This window comes from Photobacterium sp. CCB-ST2H9 (assembly GCF_023151555.2).
Taxonomy (GTDB): Bacteria; Pseudomonadota; Gammaproteobacteria; order Enterobacterales; family Vibrionaceae; genus Photobacterium.
Genome location: NZ_CP100425.1, coordinates 3,221,422 through 3,237,869 on the forward strand (window position 1 = coordinate 3,221,422; position 16,448 = coordinate 3,237,869).

Sequence of the window (16,448 nt, forward strand, 5' to 3'; positions counted from 1 at the left end):
ATCGGTCATTCATGGCTGCGGATTCTCCATACTCATGCCAGCTGCCCGCACGCTGCTGCCGTCGCGGGCGTAGATATCACTCGCCATTTCAATCAGGACAAAGGGCACCGGTGTCTGGACCCGTTCCGCCTGTCTGAAACTGATCGAAATGTCCGGCGGTGACAGAACACCGACCGGCAACGCAGCAGGCTGTGTGTGATCCCGAAGAATGCGGATCCCGTACAGCGCGGCCTGATGCGCATTGTTTTCAAACCCGACGCCCACGGACATCAGGGCGCTCTGCGCCGAACCGTTCACCGCATCCGGCACCGCCGTCAGCAGGGGTAAGCCCCCGGAATGAGCGTTGATCTCACCGATCCGCTCCAGCAGGCTCGAACTGCCGGTCAGCCACAGCAGCGATTGCGCCAGGTGTTCGTCCTGTTTTCTCATGTCGGCTACCTGTTTTTTCAGGACTTTTTCCAGCCCCTGTTCAGGGTGACTTTCATCCACCTCAATCGGGAACACCCGGACGCCCCGGCGTTCGGCTTCCGTTTTCAGCGGCAGATACTGAGTCAGATAGGCGCTGGTGTTCGCGCTGGCGTACAGCACGCCAATCTGGGTCAGCTGAGGACGAAAACGGCGCAAAAAGCTGAACGTGATATCCGCGGGCAAATTGAGCGACGTAAACGCAAAGTTGTTCCCGCTGCTGGCATACCCGTCGGACAGACCGAGCAATACCGGATCTTTCGCGTTCACCGAAACCACCGGCAATTTGCCTCCGGCATAGACTCGGTACAGGGACGCAGTGGCCTGGGAGCCAACACTGTAAATCAGGCTGGCTTCCTGCTCCGCGCGCTTCGTCCAGTGTTCCAGTTCTGATGGCTCCTGCGGCAACACAAACACCCGGAACGAGGCGCTGGGCAGGTCACGGCGAAACGTCGTCAGTAAGGAAGACAGTGCGGTGTCATAAGCGCTGGCCTTGCGCGACATCAGCACCCATACCTGCGGATGCGCACCGCGCGGTGTGAACGTGACCGAATCGGCTCCGGCTTCAATCTCCCAGCGCTGCTGATGTTGCTCACTCAGCTGCTCACCCAGCCACTGCGGCCACTGGGCCCACCCCAACGCGGAAAACAACATCCCGGCGATCAAAATCAGCGGTCTGATCATGCGGTCGCCTCCTGCGTCGGTGTGCGGTCAGCACCCCACATCAGTAACCCGGCCAGCGCAAAGAATGCCGCCAGACTCCAGAAGGCTGCCAGTTGGCCGAACTGCGCCAGCAGCGCACCGACAACAACGGCCCCCGCCACATGCCCGATCCGCTCGAGAAAGCGGTAGGTCGATGCCACGGCGTTGGCGTTGTTTTCTCCGGCCACCGACACCACATGCGTGACCACCGGTGCGTTGATCAGGCCATGCGAGACGCCCATGATCAGCATTGCAGCCGTGGCGGTTGCCACCAGCGCGGTGGTATTTTCAAGCGAGAATGCTGACGCCAGCACCACCAAAGACACGGCAGCAACGCCATTGCCCAGACACAAGGCCCATTTCGCCGAACCCATCCGGTCAATCAGCGGGGAAACTTTCCCGCTGACAAACAAAACAGCAAAGGCGTAAGCCATCAGCACCTGGCCGATACTCTCTTTCGCCACGCCCTGCTTTGAAAGCAGAATCGGCACCGCAAACGACACCACGCCGGTCAGCATCATCTTGGTCGGAATCCCGACCAGCAGCATGGTCCGGACAAAAGACGGCACGCGGATCAGCGCCACCGAGTCCTGCACCATGACCCGCAGGTTCTCGGCCAGTGAGCCGTGAGACGGCGTGGCGCTGTGCCCTGGATACTGGCGCCCTGTATTCTGAGACCCTGTCTTCTGAGAACCTGTCTTGTGAGAAATAGACGGCAGGCTCAGGGCGAACAGGAACATCAACACCCCGACCGCCGCTGAGAGCATAAAGATCCCCTGAACACCCAGTGATTCTGCCAGCAGGGCCCCGATTGCCGCTCCGGAAATAAAGCCGGCGTTAAAACAAAAAACGATGATGCCGGCGGCCCGGGTTTTGTTGGATTGATCACTGAACCGCAGCAGATACCCCTGCGCGGCAATAAAAATCATCGCCTGGCCCATGCCGGAAATCAGCCGGGCAGCAAGCACAGACCACAGCTGCGCGTCAAAGGCCAGCATCAGACAGCCGACAGCGGAACAGGCAATCCCTGCGTTAAGCACGCGGCGGATATCAAACAGGTCCACCATACGTGCTGCCGGCAATAACATGGCTGCAAATCCGACAAAATACAGCGTGAAGAAATACGACGACCAGCTCGCTGTGCCGCCGTTCTGCACTGCAATCTCAGACAGGTACTGCGGTAATACCGGCGCCATCAGCGCTTCCATCAGCACCGTCACCAGCAGCAAGGGTTTAATTTTTGCCAGCACCTGCTCGCTGCGCGACTGTGTTCCGGCATGACTGAGCAACCGGACAAACGCAAAACAAATCAGGGCACACCCGGCGAACAGGATGGCGAAATTTTTCAGGATGTGCGCCAGTTGAGCCAGTATTGCCTTCGGGTAAAATGCAATGGTCACCAGATTACCCCGGTGATCTGCCACCGAAAACTGCGCCATCCCCTCCGCCGACAGCATGTCTGACGGGCTCTGGCTGCGGGCAATCATGGCCTCATTGTGCGTGACCGTGATGCGGGAGACTTCCGGATTGGACTGACGAAAGCTGTCCAGCATGGTATCCATCCCGCTGACCTGATGCGGGCTGATCCCCAGCCGGAGGACAGGCGCCAGTCGCTGCGTCACGATGTTGGCCATCGAGTCTGCTTTATGCTGCAGCCCCGACTGATAGAGCACGCCCACCATAAGAATCACACTGAGCGACATCACCGCAAACACCAGACCAAAGGCCGTCAGATAGCGGTTCGGACGGGTGCTGCGCAGCACCCGCCAGACAAACAGCCCGGCCAGCAATGCCACCAGCAGCAACATGGGCTGAAAGTGTGCATCGATGACTTTTTCGGTCTCGTCATTGCTGAGCAGAATTTCCAGCACGCCCGCCTGCGCAAATTTATTGTTGAGCGGAATGCTCACCAGACTGCCTTCCATCTGCTCGGTGGTGTAGCGATACAACGCCTGCTGACCCGAAACGACCCGTAAATCCACGACCGAGGCATCCGACTGCGCAATCGGTGCCAGCACTTTTTCCAGCCCGGCAATCTCGTGCAGCGGCACGCCCGAGCTCAGGATTTGCTCGATACCGATTCTTGCCGCTTCCGTCTGGGCCAGAATCGCATCGCGGCTTTGCTGCTGATAACTTTTCTGCGCCTGTGCGTAACCAACCACCCAAATCAGTGACAGAGACAAAACCACCAGCAGTGCACCGAGCAGCAGTCGGCTGTATTGCTTCATCGTGTTCAATCATCACTCCTGAACATCGGCCAGCGCATCAAACTGCGCCGTCAGACAATGGGCCAGCGCCAGCGGACGTCTGGCTTTCAGGAAAGACAGGCGGTTGAACACCAGCGACTGAACCAGATCCGTATAGCTCATCCCCTCACGCGCCAGATCATGGCAGACCAGACTGACCTGATTCCCTGCCGGGCGCTTCAGATCAGGTTTCGGATTGGTTTCCAGCACATACAGATTGCCCTGCTTGTCCATGCGCAAATCCACCCGGACCAGCGTCTGCAAGCCAAGCTGGCGGTAAATCTTCTGACCAATTGCCGCCAACTGACCGCGCAGCGGCTCTTCGTCGACCGCCACCAGACGGTCCTGCGTGATCGGTTTGACGTCCATCGACGTGAAAATCGGCTCGTCCGCGTCGAGCAAACGCTCGGTAATCGAAAACGCCAGCGGCGTCGTCGACTGCATCAGCCTGCCGTCTTTAAAGACGAACTCTCCGGCGACCGCGACCACAAACTCGCGTCCGCCGAGAAACGGTTCAATCATCACCGTGTTGTTGGTTGCCAGACGGACTTTTTCCACCACCGAAGCCAGCTCACGACGGTCAAACACCGGGTAGACATGAACCGAAGCGCGCCCCGAGACCGGCTTGACGATAAATCCCTCGTGAAAACCCGCCGCAATCTCATCAATGGCGGACTGCTTGCCCGGGTCATCGAAGCTTTCATCAATGCCGACAGTGACAAACGGCGCCGTCGGTAGCCCGGCCGCTTTGATCTCATGCTTGAACAGATGTTTGTTATCGAGAATCCCGGCGGTCATCGGGGAATGCCCGACGTACGGCACGCCCAGCATCTCCAGCATGGAAGGCAGATGACACATCGAGTCAAACCCTTGCAGGCCGCCACTGTTGGTGATCACCAGATCAATGCTTTTTTCACGCAATTGCTGAGCCAGATGAATGTCTTCCGCTAGCACTTCAACATGACAAAAGCCGGATTCCGATAGCGCCTGAGCAATATCATGGGCGACCGGTGCATAGGTTTTGGTTGAACGCGGGCTCAGGTTTTCAAAAATAAAACTACCGGTTTGCGTTTTGTCGCCCCCATGAATCACGGCCACTTTCAGATGCCGGCGTATCCACGCCAGTTGTGTCTGCGAAAAAACTGAATGTGTCATGTCATCTACTCGTCGTATCCGTTGCTCAATTAATCAGACGTCTGGCATCTGGTGCGGCAACAATTGGTGTTTTGGTTCTTGTTATCTGGTGCTTGCTTTCTGGTGATTGTTATCTGGTGATTGCAGCTGAGCGCGGGTTACCCGGGTAACCCGCTGGTGATCAGTCAATCTGAATCCGGAACCAGCCGTCTTCGACATCGACCCGCACCGCTTTGACCGGCTTGCTTTCGCTCATGCGCACGATGCACTGATTCGCCAGTTCCGGCATCAGTTGCCGGTTGATCAGTTGCTCAACCGCACGGGCACCGGTTTCCGGAGACTGATTCAGCGCGACCAGCAGCTGCACCACGTCCGGATGATATTCAAAGCTGGCACCGTAATGTGCCGCGACGCGTTTGCGGATGCGGTTCAGGGACAGAGTTGAAATCTGCGCCATTTCCTCATCATTGAGCGGGAAATAAGGCACGATGGTCGCCCGGCCCAGAAACGCCGGTTTGAAGAACTTCTGCAGCTCCGGGAAAATCGTCTGCGTCAGTTCCGGGACCGATGGACGGCCATCCTGGCATGCATGGACGACTGCACCATCGGCAGCATTCGACGTCATGATGATGATGGTGTTACGAAAATCGATTTCGCGGCCTTCACTGTCGGAGATCGTCCCTTTATCGAAGATCTGATAAAAGATGTCGTGCACCCCAGGGTGCGCTTTTTCCATCTCATCCAGCAGCAGTACGGAGTACGGATTTTTACGCACCGCTTCTGTGAGCACACCGCCTTTGCCGTATCCGACATAACCGGCCGGTGAACCCAGCAGCATCGACACTTTATGTTCCTCTTTGAACTCGGTCATATTGATGGTGGTGATGTTGCGCTCACCGCCGTACAACAGATCCGTCAGCGCCAGCGCGGTTTCGGTTTTACCCACCCCGCTCGGGCCGCACATCAGAAAGACGCCGACCGGTTTACGCGGATCAGTCAGCCCGGCCCGGGCCATGCGAATCGCCTGAGCAATTTCCGCAATCGGCGTCACCTGACCAATCACCCGCTGACCAATCTGAGATTCGAGATGCATCAGGCGCTCAACTTCCGCGCTCAGCATGTTGCCGACCGGAATCCCAGTCCACAGCGCCACCACTTCCGCGATGGTCTGCTGCGTGACCTGCGGCAGCACCAGGGGCTGCTCGCCCTGAATGGCATGCAGCTGCGCCATTTTTTCGGCCAGTTGCGCCCGCTCACTACCGGCTTCCAGGTCTTCGCCAGCCAGGAACTGCGTATCCAGAGCGGACTGAAGCGCGAGAATTTCTTCCACCAGCTGAGATTCCTGCGCCCAGCGGCGGGCAATCTCATCGTGCTGCTCAGCCAGCGTTTCACGGCGCAGCTTCGCTTCCTGCAGACGCGGATCCTCCAGCGACCACAGCGCCGCTTCATGGGTCAGGGTTTCAATTTCGTTATCCGCATAGCGAATCTGCTCCGTAATGGATTCCATCTGACGCGGCGTCGCGCTCTGGCTCAGGCCAATCCGCGAGCACGCGGTGTCGAGCAGGCTGATGGCTTTGTCCGGCAGTTTGCGCTCCGGCAGATAACGTACCGACAGGGACACCGCCGCATCGTTCGCTTCCTGCATCACCTTGACGTTATGGTGCTGCTCCAAGCTCTTTTTCACTCCGCGCAGCATGTGCACGGCATCGGCTTCGCTGGGCTCGCCGACTGCCACCACCTGAAAACGGCGGGTCAGTGCCGCATCGGATTCAAAATACTGTTTGTACTCAGCCCAGGTGGTCGCCGCGAGCGAACGGAACTCTCCGCGCGCCAGCGCAGGCTTGAGAATATTAGCCGCATCGTTCTGGCCTGCAGTCCCACCGGCACCAATCAGAGTGTGCGCTTCATCAATGAACATGATGATCGGGGTGCTGGATTGTTTGATCTCATTGATGACATCTTTCAGGCGGTTTTCGAACTCACCTTTGATGCTGGCACCGGCCTGCAGCAGCGACAGATCCAGACTGCGCAGTTCCACATTCGCCAGCGCCGGCGGCACGTTGCCGTCAACGATTTGCTGTGCCAGACCTTCAACAATCGCCGTTTTGCCCACGCCCGGATCGCCGACCAGAATCGGACTGTTCTGACGGCGGCGGCACAAGATATCGATCGCTTTGCGGATCTCATCACCCCGACCCGAGATCGGATCCAGACGGCCACTTCGCGCCGCTTCGGTCAGGTTTTGTGAGTATTTGTCGAGTGCCGGTGTCGCGGTGTCCCCATGCTCAGCGGCCGTCTGGGAAACCGCACCGGTGTTCATCTCACTGGGCGCGCTCACCGCCAGCGACTGGCTGCGCAGCCATTCCGAAGACAGCACGGTGACCCACTGACTGAGCAGGCCGTTGTAAGCGCCTTGCTCACGGCGCTGCTTGAGCACCATCAGCAAATGAAATTCATTGACACTCAGTTGCTGTTGATTGAGTGAGGCAATCATCCAGGCATCTTTCAGCAGCTCCACCAGCTCAGGCGACAGGGACGGTGACGCATCATTGCCCCGCGTCAGACCGGACAGATAGGTGTTCAGACCTTCCAGCAACGCTTCTTTGGCCACCGAGGCCTGATTCAATGCGGTTTCCCAGCCTTTGGACTGTTGCAGCAAATGCAAAAACCAGTGTTGTGGCTCGATGGAAAAATGGCCGCGACTGACGCACTCGCCTGCTGCCGCTTCAAGCGCGTTTTTCAGCAACGGGGTCAGCCTTTTGACCAGACTCTGTAATTCGATATTGATCATAGGTTTTCCTAACTTAACGTCAGTGGCATCTCGACAAACTGCCGGTGCTCCGTCTGATGATTCATCCAGGCCGACTGGCCGATACGTAATGCGCTGTCACTGCGCCCGGACAGTCTCACGCGCGGCAGATACTCGCTGTTCACTTTCATATACAGGGCGTACTTGGTATTGACCCCCATGTAACTGCGCACCAGATGGTCCAGCGCACGGATCATGGCTTTGTCATGGCGAATCGCCAGATAGTGGTCATAATCTCTCGGGCAGATTTTAATCTTCAGTTTCTGTCCGGCCATCGGCGTGGTTTTCCCGACCAGCGCACCCATGCCCAGTTGCCGGTTCTGTCCGGTCCGCCCGATCTGCGTCAGGGAACAGGGGGTCAGCGGCAGGTATTCCAGCGCGCTGCGCTCAATCGCAAATTCCGCCGAGAAGTAATCTTCCAGCATGGCTTTCAGTGCCAGCGGGCAGGTCAGCTTCATCCCCAGCAGCCCGGTATACTGAATCAGATGGCTGGCCGGGATCGGACTTTCATGGCCGCTTTGTCCGGCCAGATTCGCCAGCATCCCGGTCACCGACAGCCGATGACGGTTCCAGCTGAACGACGCTTCTTCAATCTGGGCCGTCAGATCATGCTTGTGCTGGACCTGGCAGTAGAGGCGAAAATAGCGGTTGTTGAAGGCGTCGAAAAAATCGAGCGGTGCCTGCTCCCCCAGATCAAAATTCGCGCTGAGCGCCTCTTTAAACATGGTGCGGGGCATGGTGCTCTGGCTGCCGGACAAGGCCGGCAGTGACGCCTTCAGGGTGTAATCCGAGACCGCATTCACGGCCACCCCGGTCACTTCACTGGGGTAGTAAGCTGGTAACAGTTCCGCACTGAAACGGACCTCCGGACGACGGCCGGACAGCGCCGCCTGATGCTTGAACACCTGCCAGGCCTTCTCCAGTGCAACGCTGAACTGACCGCTCAGCAGGCGGTTTACAGCAGACTCTTGCATCCGGTTCTCCTCGGAAACGCCATAAACACCCCGTCCTGGCCTTCCAGACAAATATCGACCTGCGTGAAGCTGTTGAACCCGGCAAAGTAAGCAAAAAAGTGGTCCAGCAGACGGCTGAACAAGGCGAACCCACCGTTCACATTGCCCGGTGCCAGGGTCACGGTAATCTTGGTGCCGTACGCAAAACAGGTTTTCCCTGAAACCCGGATCGGGGCCACAACCTGTTCCTGCTCTATTTTCTGCACCGACTCGATGTACAGATAATTTTGTGCACTCTGATTGTGGTTATAGAGATCGAACACGTTTTTCAGCGTCGCAGCCGGATTCTCCGTCCCCAGAATGGCGTGGTAGTTAAAATGCAGGTGGCACAGCAGCGCCCACACATTCTGATTCGCATCCCGGCTTCTGACCGGCAGTGCAGGACGACGCAGCAACTGCATGCGCGCCGGAATCGTCAGCGACTCACGGCAGGTGACGCGGCTGTTGACCGGCAGCGAACCGGCCCGGACGCCGTCGGTTGCCGTGGCACTGACCTGCCACACGCGTGGCGATCCCGTCGCATGATAGTGTTCCGGATCTGCCACTTTCAGGCTGCTGTCGAGCACGCCCCGTTCATGAAAGTTCTGCACCAGCTGCCAGCGCAGCCCCGTTTCCGCACGGTCAAATTTTTCGCTGTAAATCTGCGGCACACTGACCGGATCACCCGCGGTGACATCGAGCACTTCGTCCACGGAAAACACTTCCAGGACTTTGCCCTGACTGGCATCCAGATGGACAGGGTACTGTTTATGGAAAAAATCGATCTGCAAGGGTTCCGACGCTTGCTGGTGCAGGTTAACCAGCGGCGTCGAGAACAGAGAAAAATGCTGGGCATTCAAGGTCCGGGCCAGCTCGACACTCAGCTCTTCGACAAAAATCTGCACCCGGAACTCACTGCCCGTGATCTGCTGCAATGCGTCCCGCACATCAATGCTGAACCCGTGAAAACGCTCGGGAAACATAAAAAATTCGGTCAGGAGCTTAAAGCCGCCAAAGCTGGCAGCCTGATACGGCAGAACGGTATCTTCGGCATCAAAACCCACCGGACGCAATGCCGTCGGCCCCAGATCAACCCGGGTGTCCGTTCGGGTCACCGCACTGCAGATCCGCACTTGCGACGTGCCCTGAGACAGCAGGTCATACAGACGCAGGGTGAAATGGCTGTCCCCTTTGAGGTGCAACCTCAATTCATCAATGTCCAGCGCCGACAGATCACAGCCCTCATCCGTCGCAGCGATGGTCAGCTCAATCATCGCTTTGGCATGCTCTGCCCCTGCCGGTTTAGCCATTTCAAACGGCGCAAAGGTCACCTCTGCATTGCGGATGGTGACCGGCAACAGCGCGACGGTTTGGGTGGAACGAAAGATGGCACTTTCGCCCTGTTCATCCGCCAGCTCAAACTCGGTGCCTGCCGGAATCCGGTGCACAGCATTGGCTTCCGGTGAAATCTCGAAATCCAGCACGGTGTAGGACGGCACCGGGCGCAGATAATGGGGAAACAACAAACGAACCAGACTTTCCGTCAGCTCCGGAAAGGAATCATCCAGACGCTGCTGAAGACGACCGTTCAGCAGCGCGACGCTCTCCACCAAACGGGCGATTTGCGGATCATCGATGCTGTCTTTGCGAATGCCGAGCGCACGCGCCGCGCCCGGATGACGCGCCGAAAACTCAGTGGCTTCATCCCGGATGAAACGCAGTTCCTGTTCAAAATACGAGAGCAGAGAATCAGACAAGATTCGATTTCCTTACATCTAGTTTGTTGCTGCTGAGATCCAAAAAGGAGTCCAGCACAATCGCTTCTTCACCCAGCTCAGAATGCACCACCGCAGAGAGACGAAAACACAGCTGGTTCTGGGCCGATTTATTCTCCTGAACCTCAATTTCAACCTGACTCAGACGGGGTTCATACAGGCGGATCAGACTGGCAATCTCTGCCGCGATCACATCACTGTTCGACTTACTCTGCGAGCGGGCCAGATTACGCATCCCCAGATTGGTGATGGTGCCCTCCCCGCTGCTGTAAGCGGCCGGCCAGATAGGGGCGCGGCTGGAGATGAGCGTGCAGACGTTGTCGACAATGGCATCACGTACACTGTCGATGTCGTCGTTCCAGCGCTGCGTCAGCTTGGCAATCAGGCTCATGGGCGCGCTCCGATATCCTGGCCAGAGACTGAGGTGGTCAGCACCACCTGGGCATCCATCATTTCGTACTGATACTGCGGCTGGAGCATGATTTCACACAGATAACGGGTCCGGTCCTGAGGCGATTCCTCTATTCGGACCTGACAGGACTTGAGCGGATAACGCGCCATGATCGAGTCTTCGCCGTAATCCACTTCACTGATGTAATTCTGCAGCCAGCGCTCCAGGCTGCGCTTACAGTCTTCCGCGCTGTCATAACGGCCGATCTGATCCCGGATCTGCGCTTTGATGTAGTGACCGAACCGGCACGCCATCAAATTCGTCTGCAGCATGCCCAGCTGACGCGTCGCTTCATTCGGCGCACGCCAGACCGACTGATTACTGAAAAAGCCTTTGTGTCCGCTCAGGTATAAACTGGTCAGCGGGATAAATCCCTGTTGCGCCCAGAAGCCGTCATCTTCGCTGTACAGATCGACTTTGGCCTGAACCGACTCCGACGACGCCACAATCGCGCCGAATGAGGCGAACTCATCGTATGAACGCAAGAAACCAAACCAGCTGATGCGGTCAAATTCCCGGATGACATTGCTGGTCAGCAGATAGGCACTGTTGCCCCACAGCGCCTGATCGCGGCCCTGCATTTCACTGAACAGAAAGCCCGCGGGGTACTGTTGATAAGGCGGACGCTGCAGGTATTCCGGCATCACCAGATGCAGAAAGCGCGCAGATGGTTTGTCACGCAGCAGTTGCCAGGAGGCAAAATCACGGCTGTTGACGATCCGCTCCGCTCTCGCGCTGTCATGCAGCTGACGGCTCTGATCATCACCAAAAAAGTGTTCATCCACGCCCATCACCACAGGACACAATGCCAGCTCGCCGAGTTCGGAGAGCAACTGCAGGGTATAGAGATCGTCGTAACCCAGCTCGTCCCCGTAATCGGAAGTGACTTTGTGATCCACCATCACCATGCCAAACGGCGTCCCGCCTGCGGTATCAAACTCTTTGGCATAGAGTTTTTTGTACAGCGCACTCTGTTTGAGATCGAACGAGTAATTGAGGTCGCTCGAAACCATGTGCCAGCTCAGATCGAGCAGTTTGATTTTGACCCGACGCTGAGAGACCGGCAGCGCCGTCAGTGAAGCCAATCCGAGCCAGGACGCTTCCAGCTGCTTAAAATGTTCATGCTGAATGACGGCCGACAGCTGTTCACTCACGGCTTGATCCAGCTCGGCAATCAGCCGGATCAGTTGTGCTTTGAATTGAGCCGTCGACTGGTTCCTGGCGCATACCAACAGCTCCTGCCAGGCCAGGTTCGCAAGCATCGGGGGCATCGCTGTGTGCTGAGGGTGTGTTTTCATCGACTACTCAATTCAAAACATTCGGAGGCGGTCTGCCTCCGAATCGGATTAACCCGGAATATTGGCGACCATACGAAGCGAAGTCGTCAGTTCTTCCATCTGTAACCACGGGCGAAGATAGGCAACCGCAGAATAGGCACCCGGACGACCGGCCTGCTCTTCAACGGTGACTTTCGCTTCCACCAGCGGGTGACGCGCTTTGGCTTCGTTGCCGATAGCGTTCGGGTTCACGTACTGGTGAATCCAGGTGTTGAGATCTTTCTCAACATCATTCGGATCCAGGTTCGAACCAATCCGGTCACGACCCATCACCTTCAGGTACTGAGCGATACGGCTGCTGGCCATGGTGTACGGCAGACGTGCCGAAATCGCGGCGTTGGCAGTCGCATCCGCGTCGGTATAGGTTTTCGGCTTGTGCGTGGTCTGTGCACCCATAAACACCGCGTAGTTGGTGTTTTTGTAGTGAACCAGCGGCAGGAAGCCCAGATCGCTGAGCTCTTTTTCACGCTCGTCGGTCAGGTTCACCTGCGTCGGACACTGCTGGAGCAGATCTCCGGCATCCGAGTGGTAAGTGAAGTTCGGCAGGTTTTCGACTTTACCGCCATTTTCCGTTCCGCGAATGGCCGTACACCAGCCGTACTGGGTGTATGCCTGCGTCAGCAGCAGACCAAATTCGTATGCCGCGTTACTCCAGACGAAATCTTTGTCTGAAGAAACGATTTGCTGGCCGTTGTCGCGGGTCTTCAGCTCTTCAAAATCGAATGATTTCACCGGGATGGTCGCGGAGCCATACGGCAGGCGCGCCATAGTTTTCGGCAGCGTCAGCGCAACATAGCGAGAGTCATCGCTGGCGCGGAATGCGTTCCAGCTGGCGTAAGCCGGTGAGTCAAACCCAGCGGCGACCGGTTTCCCGTCTGCAAACGTGGCAAACGAGTTGAAATCAAACATGCTGGCGTTGGCGGCGGCGATGAAGGGTGCATGAGATGCGGAAGCCACTTCGCCCATATAACGCAGCAATGCGACGTCTTCGTCGCCGTAACCGAATTCGTAATCACCCAGCAGGACGCCGTAAGGCTGACCGCCCGCGGTGCCGAACTCTTCCTGATAAACCATGGTGAAGAAGCGGCTGCGATCGATCGCCGGCGCGTCTTCAAACTGCTCAAGCAGCTCATCTTTGGTGTAGTCGGCCAGCTTGATTTTCAGGTCCGGACCCAGTTCGCTGTTTTTAACCAGCTTTTGCAAGCCCAGCCAGGTGCCTTCCAGTTTCTGGAAGTCATTGTTCTTCATGACCGAAGACAGCTGCTCAGAAATTTTCGCATCCAGTGCGCTGATGGCTTTCTCAATCGTCAGCGTCAGGTTTTTGTCCCAGGTGACCGTGCCTTCCAGTGCCTGCGACGTCAGAATGCTCAGCAATTCTTTGGTGGTATCCACCGGTGTTTGTGCGGTCGCGGTGATGGCACGATCAAGAAAACTCAGCGACGCTTCAGCTTCAGCAGCGCCCTGCGTTGCGGTTTGTTGTTCGACAGACATTATTCCGCTCCCTCTTTATCCAGACCCAGTTCCTGCGCAAGCCCTTGAATGGCATCCGCACTTTGCAGCACTTCCTTCAGCAAACGCTCCAGATCGCGCGAGCGATCCGCTTTGCTCAGCAGTACTTTCAGTTGATTTCGGGTTTCAACCAGTTGTTTCAGCGGATCAATCTGTTCAACCAGATTCTCCGGGTGGAAATCTTTCATCGAGCGGAAGCTCAAATTCACTTCAAACTGGCTGTCATCGTTGGCCAGTTTATTGTCGACTTTGTACGAAAGACGCGGATGGATGGTGCCCATCACCGTATCGAAGTTATCTTTATCGATACCGGTAAACTCACGCTCTTCAAGATCCACTTTTTCAGATTCTGGTTTGTGGCCGGAGAAGTCACCGATCACGCCGACCACGAACGGCAGCTCTTTGGTCTCAACAGAGCCATTCGTTTCAACATCATAGGTAATGCTGACGCGGTTTTTGCTGACGCGTTTATGTTGTGAGTTCAATGCCATAACGGTGTCCCTAGTTCAGAATTTGCATCGAGAGAAGAAGCTCCATCTCAGATGGAGCTTCCGGCGAATATTATTTAGAGCCTGACAGCAACTTGCCCTGTGGCAGGTTGTAAGTCACGATGCCGCCATCTTTGACTTCACCGCCTTCCAGCTCGTAGTTGTGCTTCTGAGAAATCTCAACGTAAGACAGAGAAATGCTCTCGTATGGCTGAGAACCATCGCTGCCGCTGACGTTGTAAGACACCAGACGTGCATTCGTCAGTTTCACCTGGAAGTACAGTTTTGCACCTGAGCCGTCTGATTCTGGCTTGGTGAATGCGATCTCAACGGTTTTCCCTTCTTTACCCGGGTTAAACAGGAAAGACAGCAGGTCTTCTGAAGCACCGTCAACCTGTTTGGACAGGTTCACTTCGCTCATGGCCACCATGCCTGAGTCCGCGTTGTTACCGTTGCCGATGTCCATCGCGACGTTACGAACGCCGCCCCAGGAATAGGAAGAGATAGCGAACCAGCCGTTACCTTCCAGACCTTCAACCGTTGCGCCGCCTTTGACATCAACGCCATCAATACGCATGTAAATACTTGCCATATTCGTTCTTCCTTCTTTTCAGGATATGCACTTACCAACGCAGGGCAGTTGAGCCCGGTTGTTCGTGACTTTCACTTTTTTGTTGAGGTTGGGTATCAGCAGCGGAAGTCTGTGATACATGCTTTTCAATACTCATTGACTCAGTCACGGGAGGAGTCTTTTCGGGTACCGAAATGTTTTCAATGCCTGCCTTCGGCAGTTCAACATCGGGCAGCCGTACCTGATCAAGATGATTCAGTCCGGCGGCATGAAAAATTTTGCTTAAGGTGTCTCCGCTCTGCTCGGCCATCATTTCCTGCAGCAATTCCGGCAACGGCAGATAGCCCCAGCGGATGGCTTTTTCCAGCAAAAATGACACCGGGCTGTGCGGCTCGCTCTGGCGGAAATAGTCTGAAATTTCACGCAGCTGGTGAAACGCCAAATCGCGGTTCATATTGTTTGCCGATGCGACCTGCGCAAGATTACCGGCACTCAGATTCAGCGGCGCGCCAGACACGGCAGAAGACTGTGCGGCCTGAGATGGCGTGGAATCATGCACAGCGTTTGTCACGGCCATGTTTTCCGCCTGGGAAGTTGTTACCGCGCTTGACGCTGCAGTCAACGCCGCAACCGGCTCGGCTTTATGGAACGGTTTCATCCCGGTCAGCTGATGCAGGGCCTGCTCGAACCGGGTAAACAGGGCTTTGACGAAGCCAAAATTGGCCGCGGCTACACCGGCGCTTTGCGTGTGCTTTTGTACGGCAGCGCTTAAGCGCTCTACCTGCTCACAACAACGAACGGTGTTCTCCATGCGTTGCTGAATGTCCGCCCGTTGCTGCGCCACCACACCGGCAACCTGTGCTTTGAGCTGGCTCAGTTCGCCTTTGCGTTCCGCACTCTGGTAATCGTAAAACGAAATGCTGCCGGCCAGCGTCAGTTGCAACAGTGGCGCATACAGAATCGAGCTTTCTTCACTGTCGCCAATCAGCTGAAAAAAGGCTTTCACTTTGGCTTCAGCCTGCTCACGCTGCTGTTGGTCCGCCGCTTGGGATTTCAGTTTTTCCTGAGGCAGGACGGGGTTCAGGTGATCCCAGTGCTGCTCAGCCAGATCCGCCAGCCATGCCAGCGCGTTCGCCGCACTGTCCAGCGAAGCATCCAGCAATACCTGAGCAGCAATGAACCAGGCGATCAGCTCAATATCACGAGTCGTGGTCTGAAATTGATTCAGCAGGCTCGCAGACAGGGTCTCCCAGCTGGCCAGACACGCCTTTTGCAGCGCTTCCACTTCATCTTCGCTTGGATTCTGGCTCAGCTGACGCAATGCAGTCTGTGCCACATTGAATTCATTTCTCAGCGGACGAAAAGCGCTTTTATCCAGCTTCAGGTAGCTTCCGCAAATGGATTCTGATGAGATCGGGGCCGAAAGCTGTTCAATCTGTTGTTTTGAAAACGGCATGCTTTACCTGCGTACTCTTGTTGTAAATTGGCGTTGTGAAATTGCAAGACAAGTCCCAGTCAGCATTTGAGCAAAAGGACCCCTCAAGCAGTGATGACTGAAATCACAGCTTGCCGATCGGCACGCGCCGTACTTTTGGTTTATCGAATAAATGAATATACAAATAATATAAAAATCAGCACATCGAAAGACGAATCGATATCACTCCCGCAACACCCCATATCTCGTCATCAATCAGGACAAGCCAATACTAAAATCAATATAAGCAAATTCTAATTTATCGAGATTTTCGTCCGCCGGTGATGGATATATTAATCAAGCTCGAAATCATACTTTTCGGTCAAAACAAATCAGACCAGACAAATCATTTTTTTATTTCATCAGTTTTTAATTTTTTAATTCAGGTAAATTTTGGTTCGCCATTTAAAGTCAATTATATCCAGAGATGGCACATTAAAAAGACACATTCACGCCACATTTAGGTGGCATTTAGGCCATACAAAACAATTAAAA

12 protein-coding genes are annotated in these 16,448 nt (G+C 55.8%); all 12 read right to left on the reverse strand.

Annotated features, from left to right (window positions below):
• Window positions 1–9 precede the first annotated feature (9 nt).
• The gene (locus L4174_RS14810; protein ID WP_248144243.1) at window positions 10–1,149 is read right to left on the reverse strand and encodes an ABC transporter substrate binding protein; all 1,140 of its coding nucleotides are present in this window, start codon (window positions 1,147–1,149) and stop codon (window positions 10–12) included.
• The gene (locus L4174_RS14815) at window positions 1,146–3,404 is read right to left on the reverse strand and encodes an MFS transporter (protein WP_248144244.1); all 2,259 of its coding nucleotides are present in this window, start codon (window positions 3,402–3,404) and stop codon (window positions 1,146–1,148) included. Before L4174_RS14815 ends, L4174_RS14810 begins: the two co-directional genes overlap by 4 nt.
• A 3-nt stretch (window positions 3,405–3,407) precedes the next feature.
• Window positions 3,408–4,568: an ATP-grasp domain-containing protein gene (locus L4174_RS14820; protein WP_248144245.1), complete on the reverse strand. Its 1,161-nt coding sequence runs from the start codon at window positions 4,566–4,568 to the stop codon at window positions 3,408–3,410.
• A gap of 160 nt (window positions 4,569–4,728) precedes the next feature.
• Window positions 4,729–7,338 (reverse strand): type VI secretion system ATPase TssH, encoded by a 2,610-nt coding sequence (gene tssH / locus L4174_RS14825; RefSeq protein ID WP_248144246.1) that lies wholly within the window; start codon window positions 7,336–7,338, stop codon window positions 4,729–4,731.
• An 8-nt stretch (window positions 7,339–7,346) separates the two neighbouring features.
• Window positions 7,347–8,330, reverse strand: coding sequence for a type VI secretion system baseplate subunit TssG (locus tag L4174_RS14830; protein ID WP_248144247.1), 984 nt, complete (start codon window positions 8,328–8,330; stop codon window positions 7,347–7,349).
• A complete protein-coding gene (tssF, locus tag L4174_RS14835) occupies window positions 8,312–10,105 on the reverse strand; it encodes a type VI secretion system baseplate subunit TssF (protein WP_248144248.1) in 1,794 nt (597 codons plus the stop codon). The genes L4174_RS14830 and tssF overlap by 19 nt, the downstream gene beginning before the upstream one ends.
• A complete protein-coding gene (tssE, locus tag L4174_RS14840; protein ID WP_248144249.1) occupies window positions 10,098–10,514 on the reverse strand; it encodes a type VI secretion system baseplate subunit TssE in 417 nt (138 codons plus the stop codon). The genes tssF and tssE overlap by 8 nt, the downstream gene beginning before the upstream one ends.
• Window positions 10,511–11,872 (reverse strand): type VI secretion system contractile sheath domain-containing protein, encoded by a 1,362-nt coding sequence (locus L4174_RS14845; RefSeq protein WP_248144250.1) that lies wholly within the window; start codon window positions 11,870–11,872, stop codon window positions 10,511–10,513. The genes tssE and L4174_RS14845 overlap by 4 nt, the downstream gene beginning before the upstream one ends.
• A 48-nt stretch (window positions 11,873–11,920) precedes the next feature.
• Window positions 11,921–13,402, reverse strand: coding sequence for a type VI secretion system contractile sheath large subunit (gene tssC, locus L4174_RS14850; protein WP_248144251.1), 1,482 nt, complete (start codon window positions 13,400–13,402; stop codon window positions 11,921–11,923).
• The gene (tssB, locus tag L4174_RS14855) at window positions 13,402–13,911 is read right to left on the reverse strand and encodes a type VI secretion system contractile sheath small subunit (RefSeq protein WP_036755496.1); all 510 of its coding nucleotides are present in this window, start codon (window positions 13,909–13,911) and stop codon (window positions 13,402–13,404) included. The genes tssC and tssB overlap by 1 nt, the downstream gene beginning before the upstream one ends.
• A 70-nt stretch (window positions 13,912–13,981) precedes the next feature.
• On the reverse strand, window positions 13,982–14,500 hold the full coding sequence (locus L4174_RS14860) for a type VI secretion system tube protein Hcp (RefSeq protein WP_248144252.1): 519 nt from the start codon (window positions 14,498–14,500) through the stop codon (window positions 13,982–13,984).
• Window positions 14,501–14,531: 31 nt separating this feature from the next.
• On the reverse strand, window positions 14,532–15,935 hold the full coding sequence (locus L4174_RS14865; RefSeq protein ID WP_248144253.1) for an ImpA family type VI secretion system protein: 1,404 nt from the start codon (window positions 15,933–15,935) through the stop codon (window positions 14,532–14,534).
• Window positions 15,936–16,448: the final 513 nt, after the last annotated feature.